Below are 24,267 nucleotides of genomic sequence, written 5' to 3' on the forward strand. Positions count from 1 at the left end.
GCCGGTTTATAAGAAAGCCGACAGGCCGGGGAATATAGCATTAAACGGACGAACGCTTAGTCTTGTTGATCGATTTTGCGCTCAAGAGACTTGAGTCGCTTGCTCATATCATCAATATTCATCACCAGAGCAGCTGTTTTACGCCATACCTTGTTGGGTTGCAGCGGGATGCCAGAGGAATAGACGCCAGGTTCGGTGATAGGACGCATTACCATGCCCATTCCTGTCACGGTCACCTTGTCGCATATTTCCATATGGCCATTAATCACGCTCGCACCGCCGATCATGCAGTAACGGCCAATTTTCAGGCTGCCCGCCATGATAACGCCACCCGCAACCGCGGTATTGTCGCCAATCACAACGTTATGCGCAATCTGGCACTGATTATCGATGATAACACCATTGCCAATAATCGTATCGTCAAGTGCACCACGGTCAATGGTGGTACAAGCACCGATCTCAACACGATCGCCGATAATCACGCGACCAAGCTGTGGGATCTTAACCCAATTACCGCGATCGTTAGCGTAGCCAAAGCCATCAGAACCAATCACTGTGCTGGACTGAATGAGGCAATTTTCGCCAATTTCTACTTCATGGTAAACAGACACGTTGGCCCATAAACGGGTCCCGGCGCCGATTTTCGTATTTTTCCCAACGAAGCAACCTGGGCCAATGACAACGTTATCGCCCAGCACCACGCCAGATTCGATAACGGCATTTGCGCCAACTGCCACGTTGTGACCAAGCTGAGCCGTCGGATCAATCGCTGCAGTGGCAGCAATGTCCTGCGCCGGCTGCGGCGTGGAATCAAGAATTTGTGCCATGCGTGCATACGTCAGGTAGGGATTTTTCACTACCAACGCGCTTCCAGTGGCAAACGGAAGATCGTCCTGCGTCAGAACAACAGCTGACGCCTGGCATTGAGCCAGTTGCTCACGGTACTTAGGGCTTACCATGAAGGTAATAGTGCCGGCTTTAGCAGATTGCATGGACGCAACAGCGGTGATGACGAGATCGCCATCACCGTGTAATTCTGCATCCAACTGCTGAGCTAAATCAGCCAGTCGAATTGAAGGCATTACTTATTTAACCTGTTTCAGAACATCAGCGGTGATGTCTTTAACATCGCTGCTGTTGAAAGCAACGGCATTCGCATCAACAACCAGATCGATGCTCTGATCGGCAGCTACTGCTTTAACAGCAGTCTGAATGCGAGTCACCAGCTTGCCACGCTCTTCGTTAGAACGACGCTGACGATCCTGCTCGAAAGCCTGCGCTTTCTGGGAGAACGTCTGACGCTGAGCCATTACGTCTTTTTCCAGCTTGCTACGGTCGCTCGCTTTCATGGTAGAACCATCACGCTGCAGACGCTGCATTTTGGACTGAAGATCGTTTTCCATACCCTGCAGTTCGCTTGCACGGCCTTTGAATTCGTTTTCCAGCGTCGCAGAAACACCTGTTTTCTGTGCAACCTGCTGGAACAAATTACCCATGTTGACGATTGCAATTTTGTCTGCTGCCTGAGCAGAGGTTGCCATCGCTAAACCGAGACCTGCAGCTAATAACCACTTTTTCACAATTAACTCCTTACCATCCCATTGGCACCAGAAGGTACCGTTCTTTGCGTGGCAAGGCGATCGTGTTACCGATCGCCAGTTGTCAGCGCTACACTGCCAACGCATTCCATTGCAGCGGATTATTACCAGGTTTTACCAATGTTAAACTGGAATTGCTCCGCTTTGTCTCCATCGTATTTCTTAAACGGCTGGGCGTAAGAGAAGACCAACGGCCCCAGCGGTGACATCCATTGTAATGCGATACCTGCAGACATGCGAATATTGCTCGGATCGCTGTAGTCTGGTACGCCTGCCGCACGCATCTGGGCAGTATTCTCCCAGTTGGTATCCCATACAGTACCGGCATCCCAGAAGATGGATGTACGGACTGAGTTTGCGTATTTATCACTGATGAACGGCGTAGGCGTGATGAACTCCAGGCTGGCAACGGCCATGGCGTTACCGCCCACCGCATCATCAGAGCTACAGACTTCAGAAGACGACGATTTATTACAGTTATCGGTGTCGTTACCGCCGTAATAGACCGCTTTCGGACCAATGTTGTTGGACTGGAAGCCACGGACGGTGCTGGAACCACCGGCGTAGAAGTTCTCATAGAATGGCAGTTCTTTGCCACCTAAACCATCGCCATAGCCCCAACGGGTACGACCCAGGACTACCCACTTGTGGTCGTCATCAATTGGGAAGTAGGACGCAGTGTCCAGCGTTACCTTGTAGAACTCGTTATCAGACCCCGGAACGGTCACTTTACCGTTCAGGTTGACACGAGAACCTTCCGTCGGGAAGTAACCACGGTCGAGACGGTTATAGGTCCAGCCATAGTTGAAGGTGAAGTCATCAGCAGCAAAGCCGTTGTTGTCCCCATTTTTACTGGTTGACTGGCCAATAGAGTCCAGATAACGCCACATCGCCACCTGCGGTTGCATGTTGGACAGGTCGTTATGCACATAACCTAAACCAGCGCGCAGCGAGTTGTATTCGTTAACCGGGAAGCCGAGCGTGCCATCTACACCGTAGCTCTTGTTGGTGTAAGAAGACAGATCCGCGTCATCTGCTTTAAAGTCGTTATAGAAGATACGACCGCCCAGGCTCACACCATCTACGGTGAAGTATGGGTTGGTAACAGAGAACTCAGAGTAGGTCTGGTAGTCGTTTTTGGTACCGTTGATACCTACGGAGTAACCCGTACCCAGCCAGTTATCCTGCTGTACGCCGACCTGGAAGCTGACGCCACTTTCAGTACCGTAGCCCACACCGAAGTTAAAGCTACCGGTGTTACGCTCTTTGACTTTATACACGACATCAACCTGATCCGGGCTGCCCGGAACACGCTGGGTATCGGTATCAACCGTTTCGAAATAGCCCAGACGGTTCAGACGCTCTTTACCCTGATCAACAAGGTCGCTACCTAACCATGCGCCTTCCATCTGACGCATTTCGCGACGCAGGACGGAATCTTTGGAGGTGTCGTTACCTTCGAAGCGGATCTTACGCACGTAGAAACGGTTACCCGCATCAACGTTAACGTGAAGCTTCACAGTTTTATCCGCGTCGTTGATTTCAGGCTGAGTTTGTACACGCGGATAAGCATAACCATAGCGGCCGAGCAGCTTCTTAATACTGTCTTCCATTTTGGTCACTTTAGACCCGCTATACAGCTCGCCCGGCTGAATTTTAGTCAGCGATTCGATCTCAGCAGAATGGCCTGCCAGGTTACCACTCACGTCAACACCAGAAAGCTTGTACTGATCGCCTTCTGTGATGTTAATCGTAATGTAGATGCCTTTCTTGTCTGGCGTCAGACTGACCTGAGTCGAGTCGATGTTGAAACGGGCATAACCGCGATCCAGATAGTAGCTGCGCAGGGTTTCAAGGTCGCCCGCCAGTTTCTGCTTCTGGTATTTACGATCGCCCACCACGTTCCACCATGGCACTTCGTCGCGCAGCTGGAACGTAGAGATCAGTTCATCGGTGCTGAACGCGTGGTTACCCACGATGTTGATCTGTTGGATCTTCGCAGAAACGCCTTCCTGGAAGACCAGTTTCAGGTCAACACGGTTACGTGGCAACGGCGTCACAACCGCTTTCACGCTGGCACTGTATTTACCCACGCTGTAATAGAAGTCTTCCAGACCTTTTTCTATGTCTGAAAGGGTTGTGCGGTCCAGGGATTCCCCCACACGTACGCCAGATGCTTCAAGGTTCTGCTTGAGCATGTCATCTTTCACCGACTTATTACCGGAGAAGGTGATACTGGCGATCGTCGGACGTTCTTTTACCTGAACCAGAAGCGTATCACCATCGCGCAGGACGCGGACATCCTCGAAGTTGCCAGTGGCAAACAGAGCACGGATGGTGTTACTGATGTCATCATCATTAACCGTATCGCCGGGGCGCACAGGCATACTGAGGAGGGCCGCACCAACGGCGACACGCTGAAGGCCTTCGAAATGAATGTCTTTCACTACGAACCCGTCAGCACCGTATACGGTGGCGCTGCTAAACAGCAGCGACGCTATGAGCAACTTTTTCATCGCCATCGTTATTATGCGTTCTTCCTAACTAACTCTCTTACAACCGAGAGAAATCATTGAAAAGTGCAAGCCCCATTAACAGCACCAGCAAAATCGAGCCAATGCGATAACTAAAGTCTTGAACTCGCTCGGATACCGGCCCGCCTTTTAGCTTTTCAATCGCCAAAAACAGCAGATGACCCCCGTCTAAAACGGGAAGCGGGAACAGGTTGATTATCCCAAGGTTCACGCTAATGAGCGCAAGAAACATGAGATAGTAAATCACCCCGAATTCCGCTGACATCCCAGCCCCCTGAGCTATTGAAATTGGCCCACTGAGGTTGTTCAGTTTCACATCACCGGTTATCAATTTCCCCAACATGTTTACCGTCAGCTTCATCAGTTGCCATGTTTTATCCATGGCTTCAAGGATGGCGCTGAACGGCCCATACTGGCGTATTGTCTTGTACTCATCTGGCAGCGGGATGACTTTCGGCACAACGCCTGCAAACCCTTCTGCCTTTTTGCCGACCGACTTCGTATCCGGAGTCAGCGTCAGCGAAAGCGGGCTGCCCTGCCTTTCAACTTCCAGCGCGAGCGACGTGCCCGGATTATCGCGCACCAGAGTAACAAAGGTCATCCACTCTGTTAATGGTTGACCATCGACTTTAACGATCCTGTCGCCCGCTTGCAAACCTGCTTTGCTGGCAGCCGAGTTTGCCTGTACTTCGGCTAATACCGGCTCAATCTGCGCACCGCGTGGACGAATGCCCAGCGCAGAGACGGGATCTTCTTTGTCTGGCTCGAAACGCCAGTGACGTAAATCGAGCACTTTGTCCTGCCGCTGGTCAGAACCAAACGGCGACACGCTGAATGTTGTCTGCCGATCGCCAATTTTGGCTACCAGCTGCAGACGCACGGCATCCCAATCAGGGGTTTCGATGCCATCAATCGCTTTAAGTTCCATCCCCGGCGTAATTTGCGCACTCGCCGCGATGGAATCAGGCGCAATTTCACCCACAACCGGACGCACGCCAGGCACGCCGATGATAAACACCAGCCAGTAGGCGAAAACAGCAAAGATGAAGTTGGCTACCGGCCCGGCAGCGATGATGGCGGCGCGTTGTCCAACGGTTTTGTTGTTGAATGCGCTGTGTCGTAGCTCAGGGGCGACAGGCTCAACGCGTTCGTCGAGCATCTTAACGTAGCCGCCAAGCGGGATAAGAGCGATGACAAATTCTGTGCCGTGGCGGTCAGTGCGCGTCCAGAGTGATTTACCAAAACCGATGGAAAACCGCTCTACCCGCACACCGCAACGGCGAGCAACCCAGAAATGGCCAAATTCATGCACGGTAATCAGTACACCCAGTGCAACAATGAACGCCGCCAGATTCCAGAGAATGCTCAGCATAAAACCTTCCGTTAAATCGTCCCGAATACCAGTAAAAGCAAGCACGCAAACACTGGAACAGCCGCTGTCAGGCTATCAATGCGATCCAGTATACCGCCATGTCCTGGAATCAGGTGTCCGCTGTCCTTAATCCCTGCTTCACGCTTAAACATACTTTCGGTTAAATCACCGAGTACCGAGGCCAGCGCAGCAAAAATAGAGCACACCAGCAGTATTGACGGTGCCACTTCCAGATTCGCCCAGACGCCATAGCCCCAGGAAATGATTGCTGCCGTAAACAGGCCGCCGATGAATCCTTGCCAGGTTTTGCCCGGAGACACTTTTGGCGCCAGTTTATGTTTGCCAAACAGTTTACCAAACATATAGGCCCCAGAGTCAGCCCCCCAGACGAGAATCATCACATAAAGCAGCCAGATCGCGCCGCTGTAGTGGTTTTCGTCATAGTGCCAGGCGCGCAGTGCGACCATACCCCAGAAAAAAGGAACAATTGTGAGCAGGCCAAAAATAAGACGCAACACTTTTGAATTACGCCAGAATGCCGCGGAACCTGGGTAAAAAAGCACCAACAGCAGCGCGGCAACCCACCAGCCCAGCGATATCCAAAGGGAACCGGCAACCAGCGGTTGATGAATATCATGGTGATATTCAGGCAAGGTAAACAGCATCAGGGCCAGGATAAAGCCACAGAGTACCGCCAGCCATACCCGCTGAGTGCGTGAGGTAAAGCCGCTAAACTGACCCCATTCCCACGCGGCGAGCATGCAGACCACCAGCGTCAAAATAGCGAATCCCACCGGGGGCAGTAAAAACAGCGCCGCAATGACAATGGGTATTAATACAAAAGCGGAAATCAGGCGATACTTCAGCAAAAGCTACCCCCATCAGGCTTTGTCGCCACCTGGCTCGGTGCCGCCGAAACGACGCTCTCGATTGGCAAAGGCATGCAGCGCACCTTCAAAGTCTTGTTCATCAAAATCGGGCCAAAGAACATCAGTAAAGTAAAGTTCGGCGTAGGCAATTTGCCACAGCAAAAAGTTACTGATGCGATGTTCTCCCCCTGTCCTAATTACCAAATCCACAGGTGCCAGTTCATTCATGCAGATTTGCTTACTCAGCGCCTCTTCATCAATTTGGTCGGGTCTCAACAGCCCTTCCTGAACCTGTTCGGCCAGATGCCGAACGCCCTGGATAATATCCCAGCGTCCACCGTAATTCGCCGCGATATTGAGCGTCAGACCGGTATTATTTTCAGTCAGCGCTTCTGCTTTACGAATCCGTTCCTGCAAACGTGAGTTAAAACGACTGGTTTCGCCGATAATACGCAGACGGACGTTGTGGCGGTGCAGGCTTTTTACTTCGCTATCGAGCGCCCACACAAACAATTCCATCAACGCGGTCACTTCCTGCGGCGGTCGATTCCAGTTTTCACTGCTAAAAGCATAGAGCGTTAACGCATCAATGCCGTTATTGGCGGCAAAAGAAACGGCGCGGCGAACAGATTTCGCCCCAGCTTTATGCCCAAAGGCTCGTATCTTCCCTTGTCTTTTCGCCCAGCGGCCGTTGCCATCCATAATGATTGCTACATGACGGCAGCCATGAGCTGGCAAGTTTTCGCTTATTGGTTGATTCGCAGACAACATAACGCGTTTTTGGTCCCTGAAAAGGATTTAACGGTACTCAGGAATACTGAAGCCTATACGTAAAAAAGCCGTGTCAAACCACGGCTTACCTGACCACGTAAAGTCAAATACCTGCGATCAGGTGGCGCAGACTATATCACTGAAGCCCAACGCTAACAAATAGCACAACCACTAGTGCTTGCTTTATCACCAGCTTGCGAGGCGTGTCACCTGCTTACGTGCAATAACGCGAGCCTGTGCATCCACCGCCAGCACCTCTTCCACGCTTTGTGGTTCGCGCAAATCCATCATTTCCAGTACCGATAAATTCAACGTCGCAATATCGGTAAATCGGATCTGCTGATTCAGAAATGCCTCAACGGTAATTTCATTAGCTGCATTAAGTGCCGTCGTCGCCGCCTGCCCCTGGTCAAAGGCTTTCATCGCAAGCTTCAGACACGGATAACGATCGTAGTCCGGTTCGCTAAAGGTCAGTGAACTCAGCTTGCAAAAATCGAGCGGCTTCGCCCCGGACTTCACCCGATTCGGCCACGCCATGGCATGCGCGATAGGCGTGCGCATGTCCGGTTCGCCCAATTGCGCAAGGACGCTGCCATCCTGATAGCGCACCATCGAGTGAATCACCGATTGCGGGTGGATCAGCACTTCCATCTGTTTCGCCGACGCATTGAACAGCCAGCGCGCTTCAATGTATTCCAGACCTTTGTTCATCATGGTGGCGGAGTCAACGGAGATTTTACGCCCCATTGACCAGTTCGGATGACGGCACGCCTGCTCAGGCGTCATTGCGCTCAGTTCAGACAGTGGCGTTTCACGGAACGGGCCACCTGACCCGGTAAGCAAAATCGATACTACGCCATTCTGCTCCAGGTCAGCGTACCCCAGGTTCTGTTGAAAAGGTTGCGGTAAACTCTGAAAAATCGCGTTGTGCTCGCTGTCGACCGGTAAAAGACGCGCCCCGCGCTGCTTCACCGCCTCCATAAAGAGACGTCCGCAGGTCACTAGCGACTCTTTGTTAGCCAGCAGGACCTCTTTACCGGCATCAATAGCGGCAAGCGTCGGTAGCAGCCCTGCAGCCCCGACGATTGCCGCCATGACCTGATCAACCTCATCCAGCGCAGCCATGTCGCAGGCCGCCTGCTGGCCACTCAGGACCTCGGTACGACAGCCTTTCTCACGCAACTGCGCGGTGAGCAGGCGGGCGCTCTCTTCGTCATCCATAACCGCATAGCGAGGCGTAAACTCCAGGCACTGTTCGATCATACGCTGCACATTCTTACCGGCCACCAGCGCGGTCACGGTGTAATGTTCAGGATTATGGCGAACAACGTCGAGAGTGCTGCAACCGATAGAGCCGGTTGAGCCAAGGAGTGTTAAATGCTTCATGAGATGCCCGAAAAAAGTTAGACCAGATAAAAGCAAAACGCCGCCAGCAAGACCCGAAGTCCTTCTGAACGGCGTTTATCAGTGTACGACAGAAATCAGAACTGCATCAGTTCCGCTTCTTTATCTGCCAGCGCCGCATCAATTTTCTTGATCGCAGCATCCGTCATCTTCTGAATGTCGTCCTGAGAACGACGATCGTCATCTTCACTGATCTCTTTTTCTTTCAGCAGCGCTTTGAGTTTATCGTTCGCATCACGACGTACGTTACGCACGGATACGCGACCCTGCTCAGCTTCACCACGAACGACTTTGATCAGGTCTTTACGACGTTCTTCCGTCAGTGGAGGCAGTGGAACGCGAATGTCAGCGCCCGCAGAGCTTGGGTTCAGACCCAGGTCAGACGCCATGATCGCTTTCTCAACCGCTGGGCTCATAGAACGATCGAAGACGTTGATTTTCAGCGTACGGGTATCTTCAACGGTAACACTCGCAAGCTGACGCAGTGGCGTTGGCGTGCCGTAGTATTCTACGATGATGCCATCCAGCAGGCTTGGGGAAGCACGGCCAGTACGGATTTTGCTGATTTGGGTTTTGAACGCTTCTACGCATTTTTCCATGCGTACTTCAGCATCTTTTCTGATTTCGTTAATCACGTTACGAATCCTTGAAAACTTGTCTCAGGCAGACTATCCGCCAGCACAGCGCTACAGGTGTGCTAAGTATAGTCGCGTTTAATTCTGACAACGCCAAAGGCGCGCCCAGGTAAGATACCACTACAAAATAAAGCGGAATCTTACCTGTATTTATCGCCGACGGAAATTATTCCGTGATCAAAGTGCCTTCTTTTTCACCCATGACCACGCGACGCAGTGCGCCAGGTTTGTTCATGTTGAAGACACGGATCGGCAGTTTGTGGTCACGAGCCAGCGTAAAGGCGGCAAGATCCATCACTTTCAGCTCTTTTTCCAGCACTTCGCTGTAGCTCAGCTGATCGTACATGGTGGCAGACGGATCTTTTGCCGGGTCGGCAGTAAACACGCCATCCACTTTGGTCGCTTTCAGAACCACATCGGCTTCGATCTCGATACCGCGCAGGCAGGCAGCGGAATCGGTAGTAAAGAACGGGTTACCCGTACCGGCGGAGAGGATCACCACGCGGTTGTTGCGCAGCAGGCTAATCGCCTCTGCCCAGCTGTAGTTATCGCAGACGCCATTCAATGGGATTGCGGACATCAGGCGGGCGTTCACATAGGCGCGATGAAGCGCATCACGCATTGCCAGGCCATTCATCACGGTTGCCAGCATACCCATGTGGTCGCCCACAACGCGGTTCATCCCCGCTTTCGCCAGACCAGCACCACGGAAAAGGTTGCCACCGCCAATGACCACGCCAACCTGAATACCCAGTTCGACCAGTTCTTTGATTTCCTGTGCCATGCGGTCAAGGATGCTTGCGTCAATACCGAAGCCTTCCGATCCCTGCAGCGCTTCGCCACTCAGCTTAAGCAGAATGCGTTTGTACACGGGTTTTGCATTGGTAGCCATGTTTCTTTCCTGAGACTGTCAACGATTAAGATGGGGGTTAATTCTGGCGACATGATATGTCGCATATCAGCACAGGGATACTGGAGCCTGTCTGATTTCGTGTGACGGGTGACAAAAAGAAGCCGCCCTCAGGCGGCTCCTTTTCAATCATTAAGACTGCTTGGACATTGCAGCAACTTCTGCTGCGAAGTCAGTCTCAACTTTCTCGATGCCTTCGCCCACTTCGAAGCGGATGAAGCCAGTCACGTCAGCGTTGTGCTCTTTCAGCAGCTGAGCAACAGACTTGCTTGGATCCATAACGAATGGCTGGCCAGTCAGAGAAACTTCGCCGGTGAATTTCTTCATGCGGCCTTCAACCATTTTCTCTGCGATTTCTTTTGGCTTACCAGACTGCATCGCGATGTCCAGCTGAACCTGGTACTCTTTCTCTACCACTTCAGCAGACACGTCTTCTGGCTTAACGAATTCTGGTTTGCTTGCAGCGATGTGCATAGCCAGCTGTTTAACCAGCTCTTCATCAGCCCCTTTAGCCGCAACCAGAACACCGATACGTGCACCGTGCTGGTATGAACCCAGAACGTCGCCTTCCAGAGAAGCAACACGACGGATGTTGATGTTCTCACCGATTTTAGCAACCAGAGCAACACGTTCTTCTTCGAACTGTGCTTTCAGAACTTCAACGTCAGTGATTTTGCCCGCAACAGCTGCGTCCAGAACTTTGTTAGCAAATGCCTGGAAACCACCATCTTTAGCAACGAAGTCAGTCTGGCAGTTAACTTCCAGGATGATGCCGTAGTTGCCGTCGATCTTAGTGATGATCACGCCGTCAGCAGCAACGTTGCCTGCTTTTTTAGCTGCTTTGATCGCACCGGATTTACGCATGTTTTCGATTGCCAGCTCGATGTCGCCGTTCGCTTCAGTCAGCGCTTTTTTGCAATCCATCATGCCTGCGCCAGTACGCTCGCGCAGCTCTTTTACCAGGGATGCGGTAATTTCAGCCATTCTTAAATCCTCGGGAGATGTGAACTGCCCGGCCTGAGGCCAAACAGTGTAAATTGAAAAAAGGGGCCGATAATTGGCCCCTATTCATACACGGTACTAATAAGGGGTGAAACCTTATTATTCAGCTTCTACGAAGCTTTCTTCCGCCTGAGAAGCCAGATCCTGGGAACGGCCTTCACGAACGGTAGCAGCTACAGCGCTCAGGTACAGGCTAACAGCACGGATTGCGTCGTCGTTACCCGGGATAACGAAGTCAACACCGTCCGGATCGGAGTTGGTATCAACGATAGCGAATACCGGGATACCCAGGTTGTTAGCTTCTTTGATTGCGATGTGCTCGTGGTCTGCATCGATTACGAACAGCGCGTCTGGCAGGCCGCCCATATCTTTGATACCGCCCAGGCTGTTTTCCAGCTTGTCCAGTTCACGAGTGCGCATCAGCGCTTCTTTCTTAGTCAGCTTGTCGAAAGTACCGTCCTGAGACTGGGTTTCCAGATCTTTCAGGCGCTTGATGGACTGACGAACGGTTTTCCAGTTAGTCAGCATGCCGCCCAACCAGCGATGGTTCACGAAGAACTGATCGCAGCTGTTAGCAGCATCTTTCACAGCTTCGCTTGCAGCGCGCTTAGTACCAACGAACAGAATCTTACCTTTACGGGAAGAGATCTTGTTCAGCTCAGCCAGGGCTTCGTTGAACATTGGTACAGTTTTCTCAAGGTTGATGATGTGAACTTTGTTACGTGCGCCGAAGATGAAAGGCTTCATTTTCGGGTTCCAGTAACGGGTCTGGTGACCGAAGTGAACACCAGCCTTGAGCATGTCGCGCATGGAAACAGTTGCCATGTTTAAAACCTCTATATTAAAAGTTGGGGTTATGCCTCCACGTATCCCATATTACCGACCCCGAAGGGCACCCCGGAATATGTGCCGATACGTGTGTGTTGTTACACAAAGTGAGATTTGTCGCTTCCGTCCAGCCTGTGTATCTGAAATGGATCGGAAGTCCGGCGCGCTTTATACCACAAAACACGACCAGAAACCAACAGTTGTTGGCCGAGTGTGCTGTTAATGATTCTCAATTTGGCACGGGGTGCGCCTGACTGATACCATTAACGACACTTAGACTAGTATTGTCGAAAAAATCGACACTGATGGACAGATTACATGGCTATCTCTATTAAGACACCTGAAGAAATTGAAAAGATGCGCGTCGCCGGTCGTCTGGCCGCAGACGTGCTGGAAATGATCGAGCCGTACGTGAAGCCGGGCGTTAGCACGGGTGAACTGGACCGCATTTGTAACGACTATATCGTCAATGAGCAGCACGCGGTCTCCGCCTGCCTTGGCTACCATGGTTTCCCGAAATCCGTCTGCATTTCGATTAACGAAGTGGTTTGTCACGGTATTCCGGACAACGAAAAACTGCTCAAAGATGGCGACATCGTCAACATCGACGTGACGGTCATTAAAGATGACTACCACGGTGACACCTCTAAGATGTTCATCGTGGGCAAGCCGACGATTCTGGGCGAGCGTCTGTGCAAAGTGACGCAAGAAAGCCTCTACCTGGCGCTGAAAATGGTTAAACCCGGCATTCGCCTGCGCACCATCGGGGCCGCTATCCAGAAATTCGTTGAAGCGGAAGGTTTCTCCGTTGTGCGTGAATACTGCGGCCACGGCATTGGTCGTGTCTTCCACGAAGAGCCACAGGTTCTGCACTATGATGCGGATGACGGCGGCGTGGTACTGCAAAAAGGCATGACCTTCACCATCGAGCCGATGGTCAACGCCGGTGATTACCGCATCCGCACCATGAAAGATGGCTGGACGGTGAAAACCAAAGACAGAAGCTTGTCTGCGCAGTACGAGCATACTATTGTGGTAACAGACAACGGCTGCGAAATTATGACGTTGCGCAAGGATGATACCATCCCGGCGATACTCACGCACGATGAATGATAAAAAAGCCGGCAGATGCCGGCTTTTTTAATGGCTATAGCTTTTTCTTATGGGTGGCGCACGATGAGTAATCTTTTACCCGAACAGTATGCTAACACAGCACTTCCCACCCTACCCGACCAGCCCGATAACCCGGGCGTCTGGCCCCAGCAGGATTTGACCTGCGCCGGTATCAAGGCGCATATGGATGTCTTCCAGCGCTGGCTCGGAAGCGCATTTGATGCCGGCATCTCCGCGGAGCAGCTCATTGAAGCACGCACCGAGTTTATCGACCAGCTCCTGCAGCGTCTGTGGATTGATTACGGGTTTGGGCAGATCAGTGACGTGGCACTGGTCGCCGTCGGGGGCTATGGCCGCGGTGAGCTTCATCCGCTTTCCGATATCGACTTACTGATTTTAAGCCGCAAAAAACTGCCGGATGAACAGGCGCAGAAAATTGGTGAACTGCTGACGCTGCTGTGGGATGTGAAGCTTGAAGTGGGCCACAGCGTGCGCACGCTGGAAGAGTGCCTGCTCGAAGGATTATCTGACCTGACCGTCGCCACCAACCTGATTGAAACCCGCCTGTTGATTGGCGACGTTGCGTTGTTCCTGGAACTGCAAAAACACATTTTCAGCGACGGCTTCTGGCCTTCAGAAAAATTCTTCGCCGCGAAGGTCGAGGAGCAGAATCAGCGTCACCAGCGCTACCACGGCACCAGCTATAACCTGGAGCCGGATATTAAAAGCAGTCCGGGCGGACTGCGCGACATTCACACGCTGCAGTGGGTGGCCCGCCGCCACTTTGGCGCCACCTCAATGGACGAGATGGTTGGCTTCGGCTTTTTAACCGAGGCTGAGCGAAACGAGCTGAATGAGTGTCTGCACCTGCTCTGGCGGATCCGTTTTGCCCTGCATCTCGAGCTTAGCCGCTACGATAACCGTCTGCTGTTTGACCGTCAGCTCAGCGTGGCGCAGCGCCTCAACTACCGCGGTGAAGGTAACGAGCCGGTTGAGCACATGATGAAGGATTTCTTCCGCGTTACCCGTCGCGTCACTGAACTGAACCAGATGCTGCTGCAGCTGTTCGACGAAGCGATTCTGGCCCTGACGGCGGACGAAAAACCGCGGCCGATCGATGATGAATTCCAGCTGCGCGGCACGCTTATCGATCTGCGCGACGAAACGCTGTTTATCCGTGAGCCGGAAGCGATCCTGCGGATGTTCTACACCATGGTTCGCAACAGCGCGATTACCGGGATCTACTCCACAACGCTGCGTCATCTGCGCCATGCGCGCCGTCATCTGACGCAGCCACTGTGCTATATCCCGGAAGCCCGATCCCTTTTTCTCAGTATGTTGCGCCATCCGGGTGCCGTCAGCCGTGGGCTTCTGCCGATGCATCGCCACAGCGTGCTGTGGGCCTATATGCCACAGTGGTCACATATCGTCGGGCAGATGCAGTTCGATCTGTTCCACGCCTATACGGTGGATGAACACACGATCCGCGTCATGCTCAAGCTGGAGAGCTTTGCCAGAGAAGAGACACGCTCACGTCACCCACTGTGCGTCGAACTGTGGCCACGTCTTACCCACCCGGAACTGATCCTGATTGCCGCCCTGTTCCACGACATCGCCAAAGGTCGCGGCGGTGACCACTCGGTGCTCGGCGCGCAGGACGTGCTGAAATTTGCCGAACTGCATGGACTGAACTCTCGCGAGACGCAGCTGGTTGCCTGGCTGGTACGCCATCACCTGCTGATGTCCGTCACCGCGCAGCGTCGTGACATTCAGGATCCGGAGGTCATCAAGCAGTTTGCAGAAGAGATTCAGACGGAAAACCGCCTGCGCTATCTGGTCTGCCTGACGGTAGCCGATATTTGTGCCACCAACGAAACGCTGTGGAACAGCTGGAAGCAAAGCCTGTTGCGCGAGTTGTACTTTGCCACCGAAAAACAGCTGCGCCGCGGGATGCAAAACACCCCGGACATGCGCGAGCGTGTACGCCATCATCAGCTGCAGGCGCTGGCGCTGTTGCGGATGGATAACATTGATGAAGAGGCGCTGCATCAGATTTGGGCGCGCTGTCGTGCCAACTATTTTGTCCGCCACAGCCCAAACCAGCTTGCCTGGCATGCGCGACATCTGCTTCAGCATGATTTATCGCAGCCGATGATCCTCCTCAGTCCGCAGGCCACGCGCGGCGGTACCGAGATCTTTATCTGGAGCCCGGATCGGCCTTATCTGTTTGCTGCGGTTTGTGCCGAACTGGACAGGCGTAATCTGAGCGTTCACGACGCGCAGATTTTCACCACCCGGGACGGCATGGCGATGGACACCTTTATTGTACTGGAGCCAGACGGAAGCCCGCTGTCGTCGGACCGCCATGAAGGGATACGTTTTGGCCTGGAACAGGCGATCACCCAGCGCAGCTGGCAGCCACCGCAGCCGCGTCGTCAGCCGTCGAAATTACGCCACTTTACCGTCGATACCGAGGTCAATTTCCTGCCGACCCACACCGATCGTAAATCGTTCCTGGAGCTGATCGCGCTCGACCAGCCTGGGCTGCTCGCCCGCGTCGGCCAGGTTTTTGCCGATCTGGGAATTTCGCTTCACGGGGCCAGAATTACAACCATTGGCGAACGAGTAGAAGATTTATTTATAATCGCCACCGCCGACCGGCGTGCCCTTAATAATGACCTGCAACTTGAAGTGCAACAACGGTTGACAGCAGCCCTCAATCCAAACGATAAAGGGTGACGTGTTTTTTAGTGAAATGGAAAGAGTAAACAATGCAGCAGTTACAGAACGTTATTGAGTCCGCTTTTGAGCGTCGCGCCGAGATTACTCCGGCAAATGTGGATACCGTTACCCGTGAAGCGGTTAATCAGGTTATTTCTCTGCTGGATTCCGGCGCGCTACGTGTAGCAGAAAAAATCGACGGTCAGTGGGTAACTCATCAATGGCTGAAGAAAGCCGTGCTGCTCTCTTTCCGTATCAATGATAACCAGGTTATCGACGGAGCAGAAAGCCGCTACTTCGATAAAGTCCCTATGAAATTCGCTGACTACGACGAAGCTCGCTTCCAGAAAGAAGGCTTCCGCGTAGTACCGCCAGCGGCCGTACGTCAGGGTGCGTTCATCGCGCGTAACACCGTGCTGATGCCCTCCTACGTTAACATCGGTGCTTACGTAGACGAAGGCTCCATGGTGGATACCTGGGCAACCGTCGGCTCCTGCGCGCAGATCGGTAAAAACGTTCACCTGTCCGGCGGCGTGGGTATCGGTGGTGTACTGGAGCCACTGCAGGCTAATCCAACCATCATCGAAGATAACTGCTTCATCGGCGCGCGCTCTGAAGTGGTGGAAGGCGTGATCGTTGAGGAAGGCTCCGTTATCTCGATGGGCGTTTACATCGGTCAGAGCACCCGTATTTACGATCGTGAGACCGGTGAAATTCACTACGGTCGCGTGCCGGCCGGTTCCGTTGTGGTCTCCGGCAACCTGCCGTCAAAAGATGGCAAGTACAGCCTGTACTGTGCGGTTATCGTGAAGAAAGTTGATGCGAAAACCCGCGGTAAGGTGGGCATCAATGAGTTGCTGCGCACCATCGATTAATCGGATATAACAAAAAGCGGGGGCCACCCCGCTTTTTTCATATCTGAGGGTGGCGAAAATAGATTTTTTCGTTAATTATTCAAAGGTTATGTTGAGATCAAGGGTACCGCTATGTACGATAATCTGAAAAGTCTGGGCATTACCAATCCTGATGAAATTGATCGTTACAGCCTTCGCCAGGAAGCTAATAACGACATTCTGAAAATCTATTTTCACAAGGACAAAGGAGAGTTTTTCGCCAAGAGCGTGAAGTTTAAATATCCACGCCAGCGTAAGACCGTCGTCGCTGACGGTGTAGGACAGGGATACAAAGAAGTTCAGGAAATCAGCCCTAATCTGCGCTATGTGATCGATGAACTCGATCAGATCTGTCAGCGCGACCGCACTGAAGTCGATCTCAAACGTAAGATCCTCGACGATCTGCGTCACCTTGAAAGCGTTGTCACCAACAAGATTAGCGAAATCGAAGCGGATCTTGAAAAGCTTACCCGGAAATAAACGCAAAACGGCAATCTTTGATTGCCGTTTTAGTGTTTGCGCCCTCTCCCGTGGAAAGGGATGGCGTAAGGGCATCAGGCCGTATTTCACTCATCTCTGCTCATCGAGCTGTAACGCCACATAAAGCAGCAGCCTGTCGTCAAAGCTCCCCAGATCCAGTCCTGTCAGCTCCGAAATCCGGTTCAGTCGATATTCCAGCGTATTGCGATGTATAAACAGCGCTTTCGACGTTGCCAGCGGCTGTACGTTATGACGGAACCACGCCTGCAGCGTCCGACGCAACAGACCGTTGTTGTCCATTGCCTTGAGGCGCGCTAACGGACGTGCCAGCTCATTGGCCTGCCAGCCACCGCGCAGGCTGTCGAGCAGCACCGGGAGCATCAGATCCTGATAGAAATAACTGCGGCTTTCCGGCATCCGCTGCTTACCCACCATCATGGTGGTGCGGGCAGTACGCCAGGAGCGGGCAATACTGCCCGGACCGGTGAAATAATTGCCCAGCGCGACGCGAAAACGAAGCTGACCATTCTCCTTCATGCGGGCAATCAACTGCTCCACGCGACGACGATGATCTTCTGCATCCCAGCGCCCGAACGCGTTCAGCGCGGGCTTGAGCACCACCATTTCCGTCAGAGAGACAATCGCCACCAGGTTATCGCGTTCCGGCGTCGCCAGCGCATTTTGCAGCTGCTGCAGCTCAGCCATCGCACTGTCGACGCCAAGCTGGCCGCTGTCCACCTCAATTACCGCCACGACGCGCGGCTGATTCAGATCGATTCCCAGGCGCTGCGCCCATTCATTGAGTGCAGGGGTATGCTCATCCGCCTGAATCAGGTTCATCACCAGCTCTTCACGCAGACGGCTGTCCTGGGCGAGCAGATGCATCAGGCGCGACTGCTCAAGCATCATCTCAGCCGTCATACAGACCAGTTCGCCATATTTTCGCAGCGACTCCGGCTCGCCGGTCAGGCCGATAACGCCAACAATTTCCCCCTCAAGACGCAGCGGTAAATTGATGCCCTGACGGACACCGTGCAGGTGTTTCGCCACCGCATCGTCGATGTCCACCACCCGCCCCTGGGAGAGCACCAGCAGCGCCCCTTCGTGCAATTCCCCAATACGCTCACGATCGCCACTGCCAATAATGCGCCCACGGGCATCCATTACGTTGATATTGGTATCAATGATGCGCATGGTGCGTGCCACAATATCCTGCGCCATTTTGGTATCGAGATGCCAGCCAGCCATGTAACCCTCCTGTGAGCAGAGCTCAAGCATAGGGAAGTTCAGCTACCGCTGCATTGTGCGAATGCACAAAGTGAAAGGGAGAAGTATGGAGTTGTGGAAAAGGTCACAGAAAGGTGAAAAGCCCCTGCTCATCTGAAACAGGGGCCTGAGAGGATTACTGCATCAGCAGGTAAATTGAGGTATCACCACGCTGAATATTCAACGCCAGCACGGAAGGTTTGCTGTCCAGAATTTTGCGCAGTTCAGCAATGTTTTTCACTGGCTGCTGGTTCGCACCCATGATCACATCGCCTTTTTTCAGGCCAATGCGCGCAGCCGGGCTGTTCGCTTTAACGTTGTTCACCACAACGCCTTTGTCCTGACCTTTATTGCTCATCTCGGCGCCTTCAATGCCGCTGAAGATGGTGCTGGAATCAACCTGATTCTGGCTGCTCTGCTGCAGTTCCAGGCTCACGTTAACCGGTTTACCGTCGCGCAGCAGGCCGAGGGTGACTTTGCTGCCAATCGGCATGGAGCCCACTTCAGCACGCAGCGCGGCAAAGCTGCTGATCGGTTTCCCGTTCAGGGAGGTGATGACATCACCCGCTTTAATGCCCGCTTTCGCCGCGGAGGAGTTCGGCATCACCTGGCTGACAAATGCACCGCGCTGGGCGTCAACTTTCATCGCCTTAGCCAGTTCGGAATTCAGTTCGGTACCCAGAATCCCCAGTTCACCGCGTTTCACCTGGCCATACTGCACCATCTGCGCGGTCAGGTTTTTCACCATGTTACTTGGGATAGCAAAGCCGATCCCGATATTGCCACCGTCTGGTGCAAGGATCGCGGTGTTGATACCAATCAGCTCACCGTTCAGGTTCACCAGCGCACCGCCGGAGTTACCCCGGTTGATGGCGGCATCCGTCTGGATGAAGTTTTCATAGTTTTCGGCGTTGAGACCGCTACGACCCAGCGCGGAAACAATCCCCGAGGTTACGGTTTCACCCAGACCGAACGGGTTACCGATAGCGACGGTATAATCACCGACACGCAGCGCATCGGAGTCGGCAATTTTAATCGCCGTCAGGTTTTTCGGATCCTGAATCTGGATCAACGCGATATCGGAGCGCGGGTCTTTCCCGACCACTTTGGCATCAAATTTACGCCCGTCGCTCAGTTGGACCTTAATGCTGTTGGCGTTATCAACAACGTGGTTGTTGGTCACGACGTAGCCTTTCGCCGCATCTATAATCACACCCGAGCCAAGCGCCATGAATTTCTGCTGCTGGCCACCCCCCTGGGTGTCATCCCCTGCACCACCGCCCTGACAGAACGGGGAGCTCTGGAATGGCGAACCGTCCTGGCAGAAAGGTGAGTTATCACCAAAGAACTGCTGGAAGTTACGCGGCATACGCGGCGTATTGACGGTTGTGCTGCCCTCAACGTTAATACTCACCACCGATGGCATCACTTTTTCGAGCATCGGTGCCAGGCTTGGCATCTGCTGCGCGGTCGCTGCCGACGATGCGGTCTCAGCTGCAGTAGCAGTCAGAGGAGACAGCGCTAAACCTAAACTCAGAGCCAGTGCACTCATTGCTAATGTGGTTTTTTTCATGTGTCTTAATCTCGATTTACAGATAACGCAAAATTGCTGTGTAACTCAGATTCATTTTATACCGCTTAGTTCCGGCCATAAGTTTATGGAAAAGGTAAAAATTTATTGGCCGTCTTTACAAAACTCCGTGCTTATTCCACCGCCATGAGCTTGCGGTATTCATCCCAGGCATACAAATCTGTCATCCCGCTGATATAGTCCTGGATAAGACGGCAGCGATAATAATATTCCAGCACCGGCCACTGGGGCGACTGACGATCCAGCTTGCCAATGGCTTCGACATAAGCCAGACGGTGGCGGGTTGAGAGTTTCTGATAAAGCCGGGATTCGATCGGTATTCGCCGCACGCGCTCTTTTTCCACCAGCTCGCTGAACTCGTCGACGGATAACTGCAGCAGAGGCCGATAGATTTCGAGTAACCCACTGATAACCCTGTATCCCTGCAGCTCAAGTTGTTCGACATCCGGATGGCTGAAAACATGACGCACGGCCACATTTTTATAGAGCTCAAGAAGCTGGCTAAAGCTGCTGTCATCTTCCAGCAACGCATGGTTGAATTCGCCGCTATAAATTAACGGCAGGTTGTCAATAAAGCGCGAGGCGGCATACGGCACCAGTTTATTTAATGTATTGACCCGTAAATACATAAAGAACTGATCTTCCGTGCTGCGGCTTAATGTATTTGAACGCGATTTCTCCCAGGCATTTTCGACAACCTGAGCAAACAGCGAGCCTTTTTCATGCGTTCCCCAGGCCTCATAAAGATGCTGATAAAGTTCTTCGACGCTGAATATTCTTTTCTCAACGGCGTCTTCCAGGTCGGCAACACAATATGAAATGTCGTCGGCAGCTTCCATAATCCAGGTTAAGGGGAAGCGGCCGTTTGGTGTCAGAGAAAGTTCTTTACGCAGGCGCTCAATATAGGCTTCTTCGGAAAGATAATAGCCCGGCTTTTTCATCAAATAACTGTGCGACGCGGGCGTCTCGCCCATCCACCATGCCGGTCGCGTATATTTCAGGATGCACCCCACCTGTGCCCAGGTCAGGTTCATACGCATCAGGGAGTGGACCAGCCGGATCCCCTGCGCATTGCCTTCGAAGTGACAGAGGTCGTGACGGACTTTACGCCGCAGGTCGTTCAGCGCGTCTTCACCTTCGCGCAGGCGTAAATCCCGCACCAGGCAGCGGTCATCGCTCAGAGGCTGGCTTACCGCATCAGCAGGATAAAGCCGCTGTTTAAACCAGTCATTTATGGCGGCTTCGCCAAAATGACCAAAGGGCGGGTTACCGATGTCATGCATCAGGCAGGCCATCTCAACGATGCTCTCAAACGGCCCGGTCAGCTCATTCAGCCCATAGGTTTCGAGAAGCTGCTGCTCTTTGAGACGGCTTAAAATCTCTTTGGCAATGTAGCGGCCAACCTGCTGAACTTCCATAGAATGCGTTAAGCGCGTGCGCACCGCAGCGTTACGTTCAAGCGGAAACACCTGGGTTTTTTGCTGTAACCGACGGATTGCCGGCGAGTTTATGATCCGCCCACGATCGCTTTCGAAGATACGCAGGATCTCATGCTCGCTCTTGTCGCCCTGCGGCGAACGGAAACGTCGGTGCCAGTTAATTTTGGTGCGAAAATCGATTGGTGACATGTGCTCCCCCGCGTGAGAATGCGTTTCCTCTTAACCGCATGATAGACTATGCATCTTAACAAGGCACATCGCGAGTAAATCTATGAAAATCGGCATTATTGGTGCAATGGAAGAAGAAGTTACGCTGCTGCGTGACAAAATTGAGAACCGTCAGACTCTCTCCCTCGGTGGCTGTGAGATCTATACCGGCCAGTTGAATGGCGTTGACGTCGCTCTGCTGAAATCAGGCATCGGTAAGGTTGCTGCTGCGCTGGGCGCGACCCTGCTGCTCGAACGCTGCAAGCCGGACGTTATCATTAACACCGGTTCTGCAGGCGGCCTGGCGTCGACGCTGAAAGTGGGTGATATCGTTGTTTCCGATGAAGCGCGTTACCACGATGCAGACGTTACCGCATTCGGCTACGAATACGGTCAGCTTCCGGGTTGCCCGGCCGGGTTTAAAGCCGATGACAAACTGATTGCGGCGGCTGAAAGCTGCATCGCTGAGCTGAACCTCAACGCGGTACGCGGCCTGATCGTCAGCGGTGATGCGTTCATCAATGGCTCCGTCGGCCTGGCGAAAATTCGTCATAACTTCCCTCAGGCCGTTGCCGTTGAGATGGAAGCGACCGCCATTGCTCACGTTTGCCATAACTTCAACGTTCCGTTCGTGGTGGTTCGCGCCATCTCCGACGTGGCTGACCAGCAGTCTCATATCAGCTTCGACGAGTTCCTGACCGTTGCGGCAAAACAGTCCACCGTGATGGTGGAGCGCCTGGTGCAGAAACTGGCTCGTGGGTAATCCATACATCAGGGCGCTGGTCGCCCTGCTTTTTCTCGCACCGGCATGGCTATTTGCCGCGCCGCGTGTGATTACGCTCTCTCCGGCAAACACCGAACTGGCCTTTGCCGCCGGGATCACGCCTGTCGGCGTGAGCAGCTTTTCGGATTACCCTCCGCAAGCGGCCCATATTGAACAGGTGGCGACCTGGCAAGGGATGAACATTGAGCGCATCGTGGCGCTTAAACCCGATCTCGTGCTCGCCTGGCGCGGCGGTAACGCCGAGCGGCAGGTCAACCAGCTCTCTTCGCTTGGGATCAAGGTGATGTGGATTGATGCGGTGAGCATTGAGCAGGTCGCTCAGGCGCTGCGTTCTCTGGCCCCCTACAGTCCTACTCCAGCAAAAGCCGAGAATGCCGCGAAACAGATGCTCAGCGACTATGCCGCGCTGAAATCCCGCTACGATACCCCCGTCAAAAAACGCATCTTCCTGCAATTTGGCAGCCAGCCGCTGTTCACCACCGGGAAAGGATCCATTCAGAATCAGGTGCTGGAAATCTGCGGCGGTGAAAACATCTTTGCAGCCAGCCGGGTGCCGTGGCCTCAGGTCAGCCGGGAACAGGTGCTCGCACGCCAGCCACAGGCCATCGTGGTGGTCGGAAATGCGAGCGAGATTCCTAAAATTGAACAATTCTGGCAACGTCAGCTAAAAATACCGGTGATCCCCCTCACCAGTGACTGGTTTGAACGCGCCAGCCCGCGTATTATCCTCGCCGCAAAACAGCTCTGTGCCGCGCTGGCAGAGAGTCACTAACAACATACCCCGCTCGAGGATTTAACGATGCTCGTTTATTGGCTGGATATTCTTGGCACAGCCGTTTTTGCTATCTCCGGCGTTTTACTCGCCGGAAAACTGCGCATGGATCCGTTTGGCGTGCTGGTGCTGGGCGTGGTCACCGCCGTGGGTGGCGGGACGATACGTGATATGGCCCTGGCGAATGGCCCGGTATTTTGGGTGAAAGATCCAACCGATCTGGTGGTGGCGATGGTCACCTGTCTGTTGACCATCGTATTGGTTCGCCAACCCCGCCGGTTACCGAAATGGATACTCCCGGTGCTGGATGCCGTCGGTCTGTCCGTCTTTGTGGGCATCGGGGTCAATAAAGCCTTCAATGCGGGAACGGGCCCGATGGTGGCCATCTGCATGGGCGTGTTAACCGGGGTCGGCGGCGGGATTATTCGCGACATTCTGGCGCGTGAAGTTCCCATGATCCTGCGTACCGAAATCTATGCCACGGCGTGTATTATTGGTGGGATTGTTCACGCGACGGCGTATTACACCTTTGCGATGCCGCTAGAAAATGCAGCCATGCTGGGTATGGTGGTCACGCTGGGGATACGGTTAGCGGCGATACGCTGGCATCTGAAGCTGCCGACGTTTGCGCTGGATGATAATGCACGATAAGCGTTGTTTATAAGCCCGGTGGCGCTACGCTTACCGGGCTTACGACTGCATCCCTGTCAGATGCTGAACGAAGAGCCACATCCACAGGTACTTGTCGCGTTCGGGTTAGTCACAACGAAGCGCGAACCTTCCAGGCCTTCAGTGTAATCCACCGAACCACCCACCAGGTACTGCAGGCTCATCGGGTCAACCACCAGCGCAACGCCCTGCTTCTCGATAGTCATATCGCCGTCGTTGACCTGATCGTCAAAGGTAAAACCATACTGGAAGCCGCTGCAGCCGCCACCGGTAATATAGACACGCAGTTTCAGATCCGGATTGTCCTCGTCGGCAATCAGGGTTTTCACTTTGTTGGCTGCTGCTTCGGTAAATTCCAGCGGCAACGCTACGTCATCACTCATCTTATGCTCCCATGAATACTGCTACT

General features: G+C 53.3%; 22 protein-coding genes. 7 read left to right on the top strand and 15 right to left on the bottom strand.

Annotated features, from left to right (window positions below; translation table 11 throughout):
* Positions 1-56 precede the first annotated feature (56 nt).
* From lpxD to rpsB, 11 genes are all read right to left on the bottom strand, one after another.
* Positions 57-1,082 (bottom strand): UDP-3-O-(3-hydroxymyristoyl)glucosamine N-acyltransferase, encoded by a 1,026-nt coding sequence (gene lpxD / locus AM410_RS02820; protein WP_108647486.1) that lies wholly within the window; start codon positions 1,080-1,082, stop codon positions 57-59.
* Positions 1,083-1,085: 3 nt separating this feature from the next.
* On the bottom strand, positions 1,086-1,580 hold the full coding sequence (gene skp / locus AM410_RS02825; RefSeq protein WP_020882619.1) for a molecular chaperone Skp: 495 nt from the start codon (positions 1,578-1,580) through the stop codon (positions 1,086-1,088).
* Positions 1,581-1,702: 122 nt separating this feature from the next.
* Positions 1,703-4,120, bottom strand: a complete 2,418-nt coding sequence (gene bamA, locus AM410_RS02830) for an outer membrane protein assembly factor BamA (protein WP_014168707.1) — start codon at positions 4,118-4,120, stop codon at positions 1,703-1,705.
* 31 nt (positions 4,121-4,151) lie between these two features.
* Positions 4,152-5,504, bottom strand: coding sequence for a sigma E protease regulator RseP (gene rseP, locus AM410_RS02835; RefSeq protein WP_073397203.1), 1,353 nt, complete (start codon positions 5,502-5,504; stop codon positions 4,152-4,154).
* An 11-nt stretch (positions 5,505-5,515) separates the two neighbouring features.
* Positions 5,516-6,373, bottom strand: a complete 858-nt coding sequence (cdsA, locus tag AM410_RS02840; protein ID WP_014168705.1) for a phosphatidate cytidylyltransferase — start codon at positions 6,371-6,373, stop codon at positions 5,516-5,518.
* A gap of 12 nt (positions 6,374-6,385) precedes the next feature.
* Positions 6,386-7,144, bottom strand: coding sequence for a (2E,6E)-farnesyl-diphosphate-specific ditrans,polycis-undecaprenyl-diphosphate synthase (gene ispU / locus AM410_RS02845; protein WP_014168704.1), 759 nt, complete (start codon positions 7,142-7,144; stop codon positions 6,386-6,388).
* A 186-nt stretch (positions 7,145-7,330) separates the two neighbouring features.
* Entirely contained in the window at positions 7,331-8,530 is a 1,200-nt protein-coding gene (gene ispC, locus AM410_RS02850) for a 1-deoxy-D-xylulose-5-phosphate reductoisomerase (protein WP_020882617.1), read from the bottom strand.
* Positions 8,531-8,625: 95 nt separating this feature from the next.
* Complete coding sequence (gene frr / locus AM410_RS02855) at positions 8,626-9,183, bottom strand: ribosome recycling factor (RefSeq protein ID WP_014168702.1); 558 nt, start codon at positions 9,181-9,183, stop codon at positions 8,626-8,628.
* Positions 9,184-9,349: 166 nt separating this feature from the next.
* On the bottom strand, positions 9,350-10,075 hold the full coding sequence (gene pyrH, locus AM410_RS02860) for a UMP kinase (RefSeq protein ID WP_003856194.1): 726 nt from the start codon (positions 10,073-10,075) through the stop codon (positions 9,350-9,352).
* A 150-nt stretch (positions 10,076-10,225) separates the two neighbouring features.
* Positions 10,226-11,077 (bottom strand): translation elongation factor Ts, encoded by an 852-nt coding sequence (tsf, locus tag AM410_RS02865; RefSeq protein WP_008501911.1) that lies wholly within the window; start codon positions 11,075-11,077, stop codon positions 10,226-10,228.
* Between the two features lie 117 nt (positions 11,078-11,194).
* A complete protein-coding gene (gene rpsB / locus AM410_RS02870; protein WP_003856207.1) occupies positions 11,195-11,920 on the bottom strand; it encodes a 30S ribosomal protein S2 in 726 nt (241 codons plus the stop codon).
* Positions 11,921-12,241: 321 nt separating this feature from the next.
* On the opposite strand from rpsB, the gene map reads away from it, so the two are divergent.
* From map to AM410_RS02890, 4 genes are all read left to right on the top strand, one after another.
* On the top strand, positions 12,242-13,036 hold the full coding sequence (map, locus tag AM410_RS02875; protein WP_014168699.1) for a type I methionyl aminopeptidase: 795 nt from the start codon (positions 12,242-12,244) through the stop codon (positions 13,034-13,036).
* A 63-nt stretch (positions 13,037-13,099) separates the two neighbouring features.
* Positions 13,100-15,775 carry a bifunctional uridylyltransferase/uridylyl-removing protein GlnD gene (gene glnD, locus AM410_RS02880; RefSeq protein ID WP_073397198.1) on the top strand — a complete coding sequence of 892 codons (2,676 nt, stop codon included), beginning with the start codon at positions 13,100-13,102 and terminating at the stop codon, positions 15,773-15,775.
* 32 nt (positions 15,776-15,807) lie between these two features.
* Positions 15,808-16,632: a 2,3,4,5-tetrahydropyridine-2,6-dicarboxylate N-succinyltransferase gene (gene dapD, locus AM410_RS02885; protein WP_020882614.1), complete on the top strand. Its 825-nt coding sequence runs from the start codon at positions 15,808-15,810 to the stop codon at positions 16,630-16,632.
* Positions 16,633-16,743: 111 nt separating this feature from the next.
* Positions 16,744-17,130 carry a DUF3461 family protein gene (locus tag AM410_RS02890; protein ID WP_014168696.1) on the top strand — a complete coding sequence of 129 codons (387 nt, stop codon included), beginning with the start codon at positions 16,744-16,746 and terminating at the stop codon, positions 17,128-17,130.
* A 90-nt stretch (positions 17,131-17,220) separates the two neighbouring features.
* Here AM410_RS02890 and cdaR read toward each other — a convergent pair whose 3' ends face one another.
* The 3 genes from cdaR to dgt all read right to left on the bottom strand — a co-directional run bounded on the left by cdaR (position 17,221) and on the right by dgt (position 21,615).
* Positions 17,221-18,378, bottom strand: a complete 1,158-nt coding sequence (gene cdaR, locus AM410_RS02895) for a DNA-binding transcriptional regulator CdaR (RefSeq protein WP_020882613.1) — start codon at positions 18,376-18,378, stop codon at positions 17,221-17,223.
* Between the two features lie 154 nt (positions 18,379-18,532).
* On the bottom strand, positions 18,533-19,969 hold the full coding sequence (degP, locus tag AM410_RS02900) for a serine endoprotease DegP (RefSeq protein WP_032679638.1): 1,437 nt from the start codon (positions 19,967-19,969) through the stop codon (positions 18,533-18,535).
* A 131-nt stretch (positions 19,970-20,100) separates the two neighbouring features.
* A complete protein-coding gene (gene dgt / locus AM410_RS02905; RefSeq protein ID WP_032679637.1) occupies positions 20,101-21,615 on the bottom strand; it encodes a dGTPase in 1,515 nt (504 codons plus the stop codon).
* A gap of 82 nt (positions 21,616-21,697) precedes the next feature.
* On the opposite strand from dgt, the gene mtnN reads away from it, so the two are divergent.
* Genes mtnN through AM410_RS02920 form a run of 3 tightly spaced genes read left to right on the top strand, consistent with a single transcriptional unit; the run spans position 21,698 to position 23,840 of the window.
* Positions 21,698-22,396, top strand: a complete 699-nt coding sequence (gene mtnN / locus AM410_RS02910) for a 5'-methylthioadenosine/S-adenosylhomocysteine nucleosidase (protein WP_014168692.1) — start codon at positions 21,698-21,700, stop codon at positions 22,394-22,396.
* Entirely contained in the window at positions 22,389-23,189 is an 801-nt protein-coding gene (btuF, locus tag AM410_RS02915; protein ID WP_025205196.1) for a vitamin B12 ABC transporter substrate-binding protein BtuF, read from the top strand. Before mtnN ends, btuF begins: the two co-directional genes overlap by 8 nt.
* 27 nt (positions 23,190-23,216) lie before the next feature.
* A complete protein-coding gene (locus tag AM410_RS02920; protein ID WP_073397196.1) occupies positions 23,217-23,840 on the top strand; it encodes a TRIC cation channel family protein in 624 nt (207 codons plus the stop codon).
* A 56-nt stretch (positions 23,841-23,896) separates the two neighbouring features.
* Here the strand turns inward: AM410_RS02920 and erpA are convergent, their stop codons facing one another.
* Complete coding sequence (gene erpA / locus AM410_RS02925) at positions 23,897-24,241, bottom strand: iron-sulfur cluster insertion protein ErpA (protein ID WP_013095643.1); 345 nt, start codon at positions 24,239-24,241, stop codon at positions 23,897-23,899.
* Positions 24,242-24,267 lie beyond the last annotated feature (26 nt).

The sequence above is a fragment of the Enterobacter cloacae complex sp. FDA-CDC-AR_0164 genome, assembly GCF_003071645.1.
In the GTDB taxonomy this organism is placed as follows: Bacteria; Pseudomonadota; Gammaproteobacteria; order Enterobacterales; family Enterobacteriaceae; genus Enterobacter; species Enterobacter ludwigii.

Excerpts from the sequence above, each read along its gene's own strand:
- lpxD (WP_108647486.1), bottom strand. The coding sequence starts at position 1,082 with ATGCCTTCAATTCGACTGGCTGATTTAGCTCAGCAGTTGGATGCAGAA.
- bamA (WP_014168707.1), bottom strand. The coding sequence starts at position 4,120 with ATGGCGATGAAAAAGTTGCTCATAGCGTCGCTGCTGTTTAGCAGCGCC.
- rseP (WP_073397203.1), bottom strand. The coding sequence starts at position 5,504 with ATGCTGAGCATTCTCTGGAATCTGGCGGCGTTCATTGTTGCACTGGGT.
- ispU (WP_014168704.1), bottom strand. The coding sequence starts at position 7,144 with ATGTTGTCTGCGAATCAACCAATAAGCGAAAACTTGCCAGCTCATGGC.
- ispC (WP_020882617.1), bottom strand. The coding sequence starts at position 8,530 with ATGAAGCATTTAACACTCCTTGGCTCAACCGGCTCTATCGGTTGCAGC.
- pyrH (WP_003856194.1), bottom strand. The coding sequence starts at position 10,075 with ATGGCTACCAATGCAAAACCCGTGTACAAACGCATTCTGCTTAAGCTG.
- tsf (WP_008501911.1), bottom strand. The coding sequence starts at position 11,077 with ATGGCTGAAATTACCGCATCCCTGGTAAAAGAGCTGCGCGAGCGTACT.
- rpsB (WP_003856207.1), bottom strand. The coding sequence starts at position 11,920 with ATGGCAACTGTTTCCATGCGCGACATGCTCAAGGCTGGTGTTCACTTC.
- map (WP_014168699.1), top strand. The coding sequence starts at position 12,242 with ATGGCTATCTCTATTAAGACACCTGAAGAAATTGAAAAGATGCGCGTC.
- glnD (WP_073397198.1), top strand. The coding sequence starts at position 13,100 with ATGAGTAATCTTTTACCCGAACAGTATGCTAACACAGCACTTCCCACC.
- dapD (WP_020882614.1), top strand. The coding sequence starts at position 15,808 with ATGCAGCAGTTACAGAACGTTATTGAGTCCGCTTTTGAGCGTCGCGCC.
- AM410_RS02890 (WP_014168696.1), top strand. The coding sequence starts at position 16,744 with ATGTACGATAATCTGAAAAGTCTGGGCATTACCAATCCTGATGAAATT.
- cdaR (WP_020882613.1), bottom strand. The coding sequence starts at position 18,378 with ATGGCTGGCTGGCATCTCGATACCAAAATGGCGCAGGATATTGTGGCA.
- degP (WP_032679638.1), bottom strand. The coding sequence starts at position 19,969 with ATGAAAAAAACCACATTAGCAATGAGTGCACTGGCTCTGAGTTTAGGT.
- dgt (WP_032679637.1), bottom strand. The coding sequence starts at position 21,615 with ATGTCACCAATCGATTTTCGCACCAAAATTAACTGGCACCGACGTTTC.
- mtnN (WP_014168692.1), top strand. The coding sequence starts at position 21,698 with ATGAAAATCGGCATTATTGGTGCAATGGAAGAAGAAGTTACGCTGCTG.
- AM410_RS02920 (WP_073397196.1), top strand. The coding sequence starts at position 23,217 with ATGCTCGTTTATTGGCTGGATATTCTTGGCACAGCCGTTTTTGCTATC.
- erpA (WP_013095643.1), bottom strand. The coding sequence starts at position 24,241 with ATGAGTGATGACGTAGCGTTGCCGCTGGAATTTACCGAAGCAGCAGCC.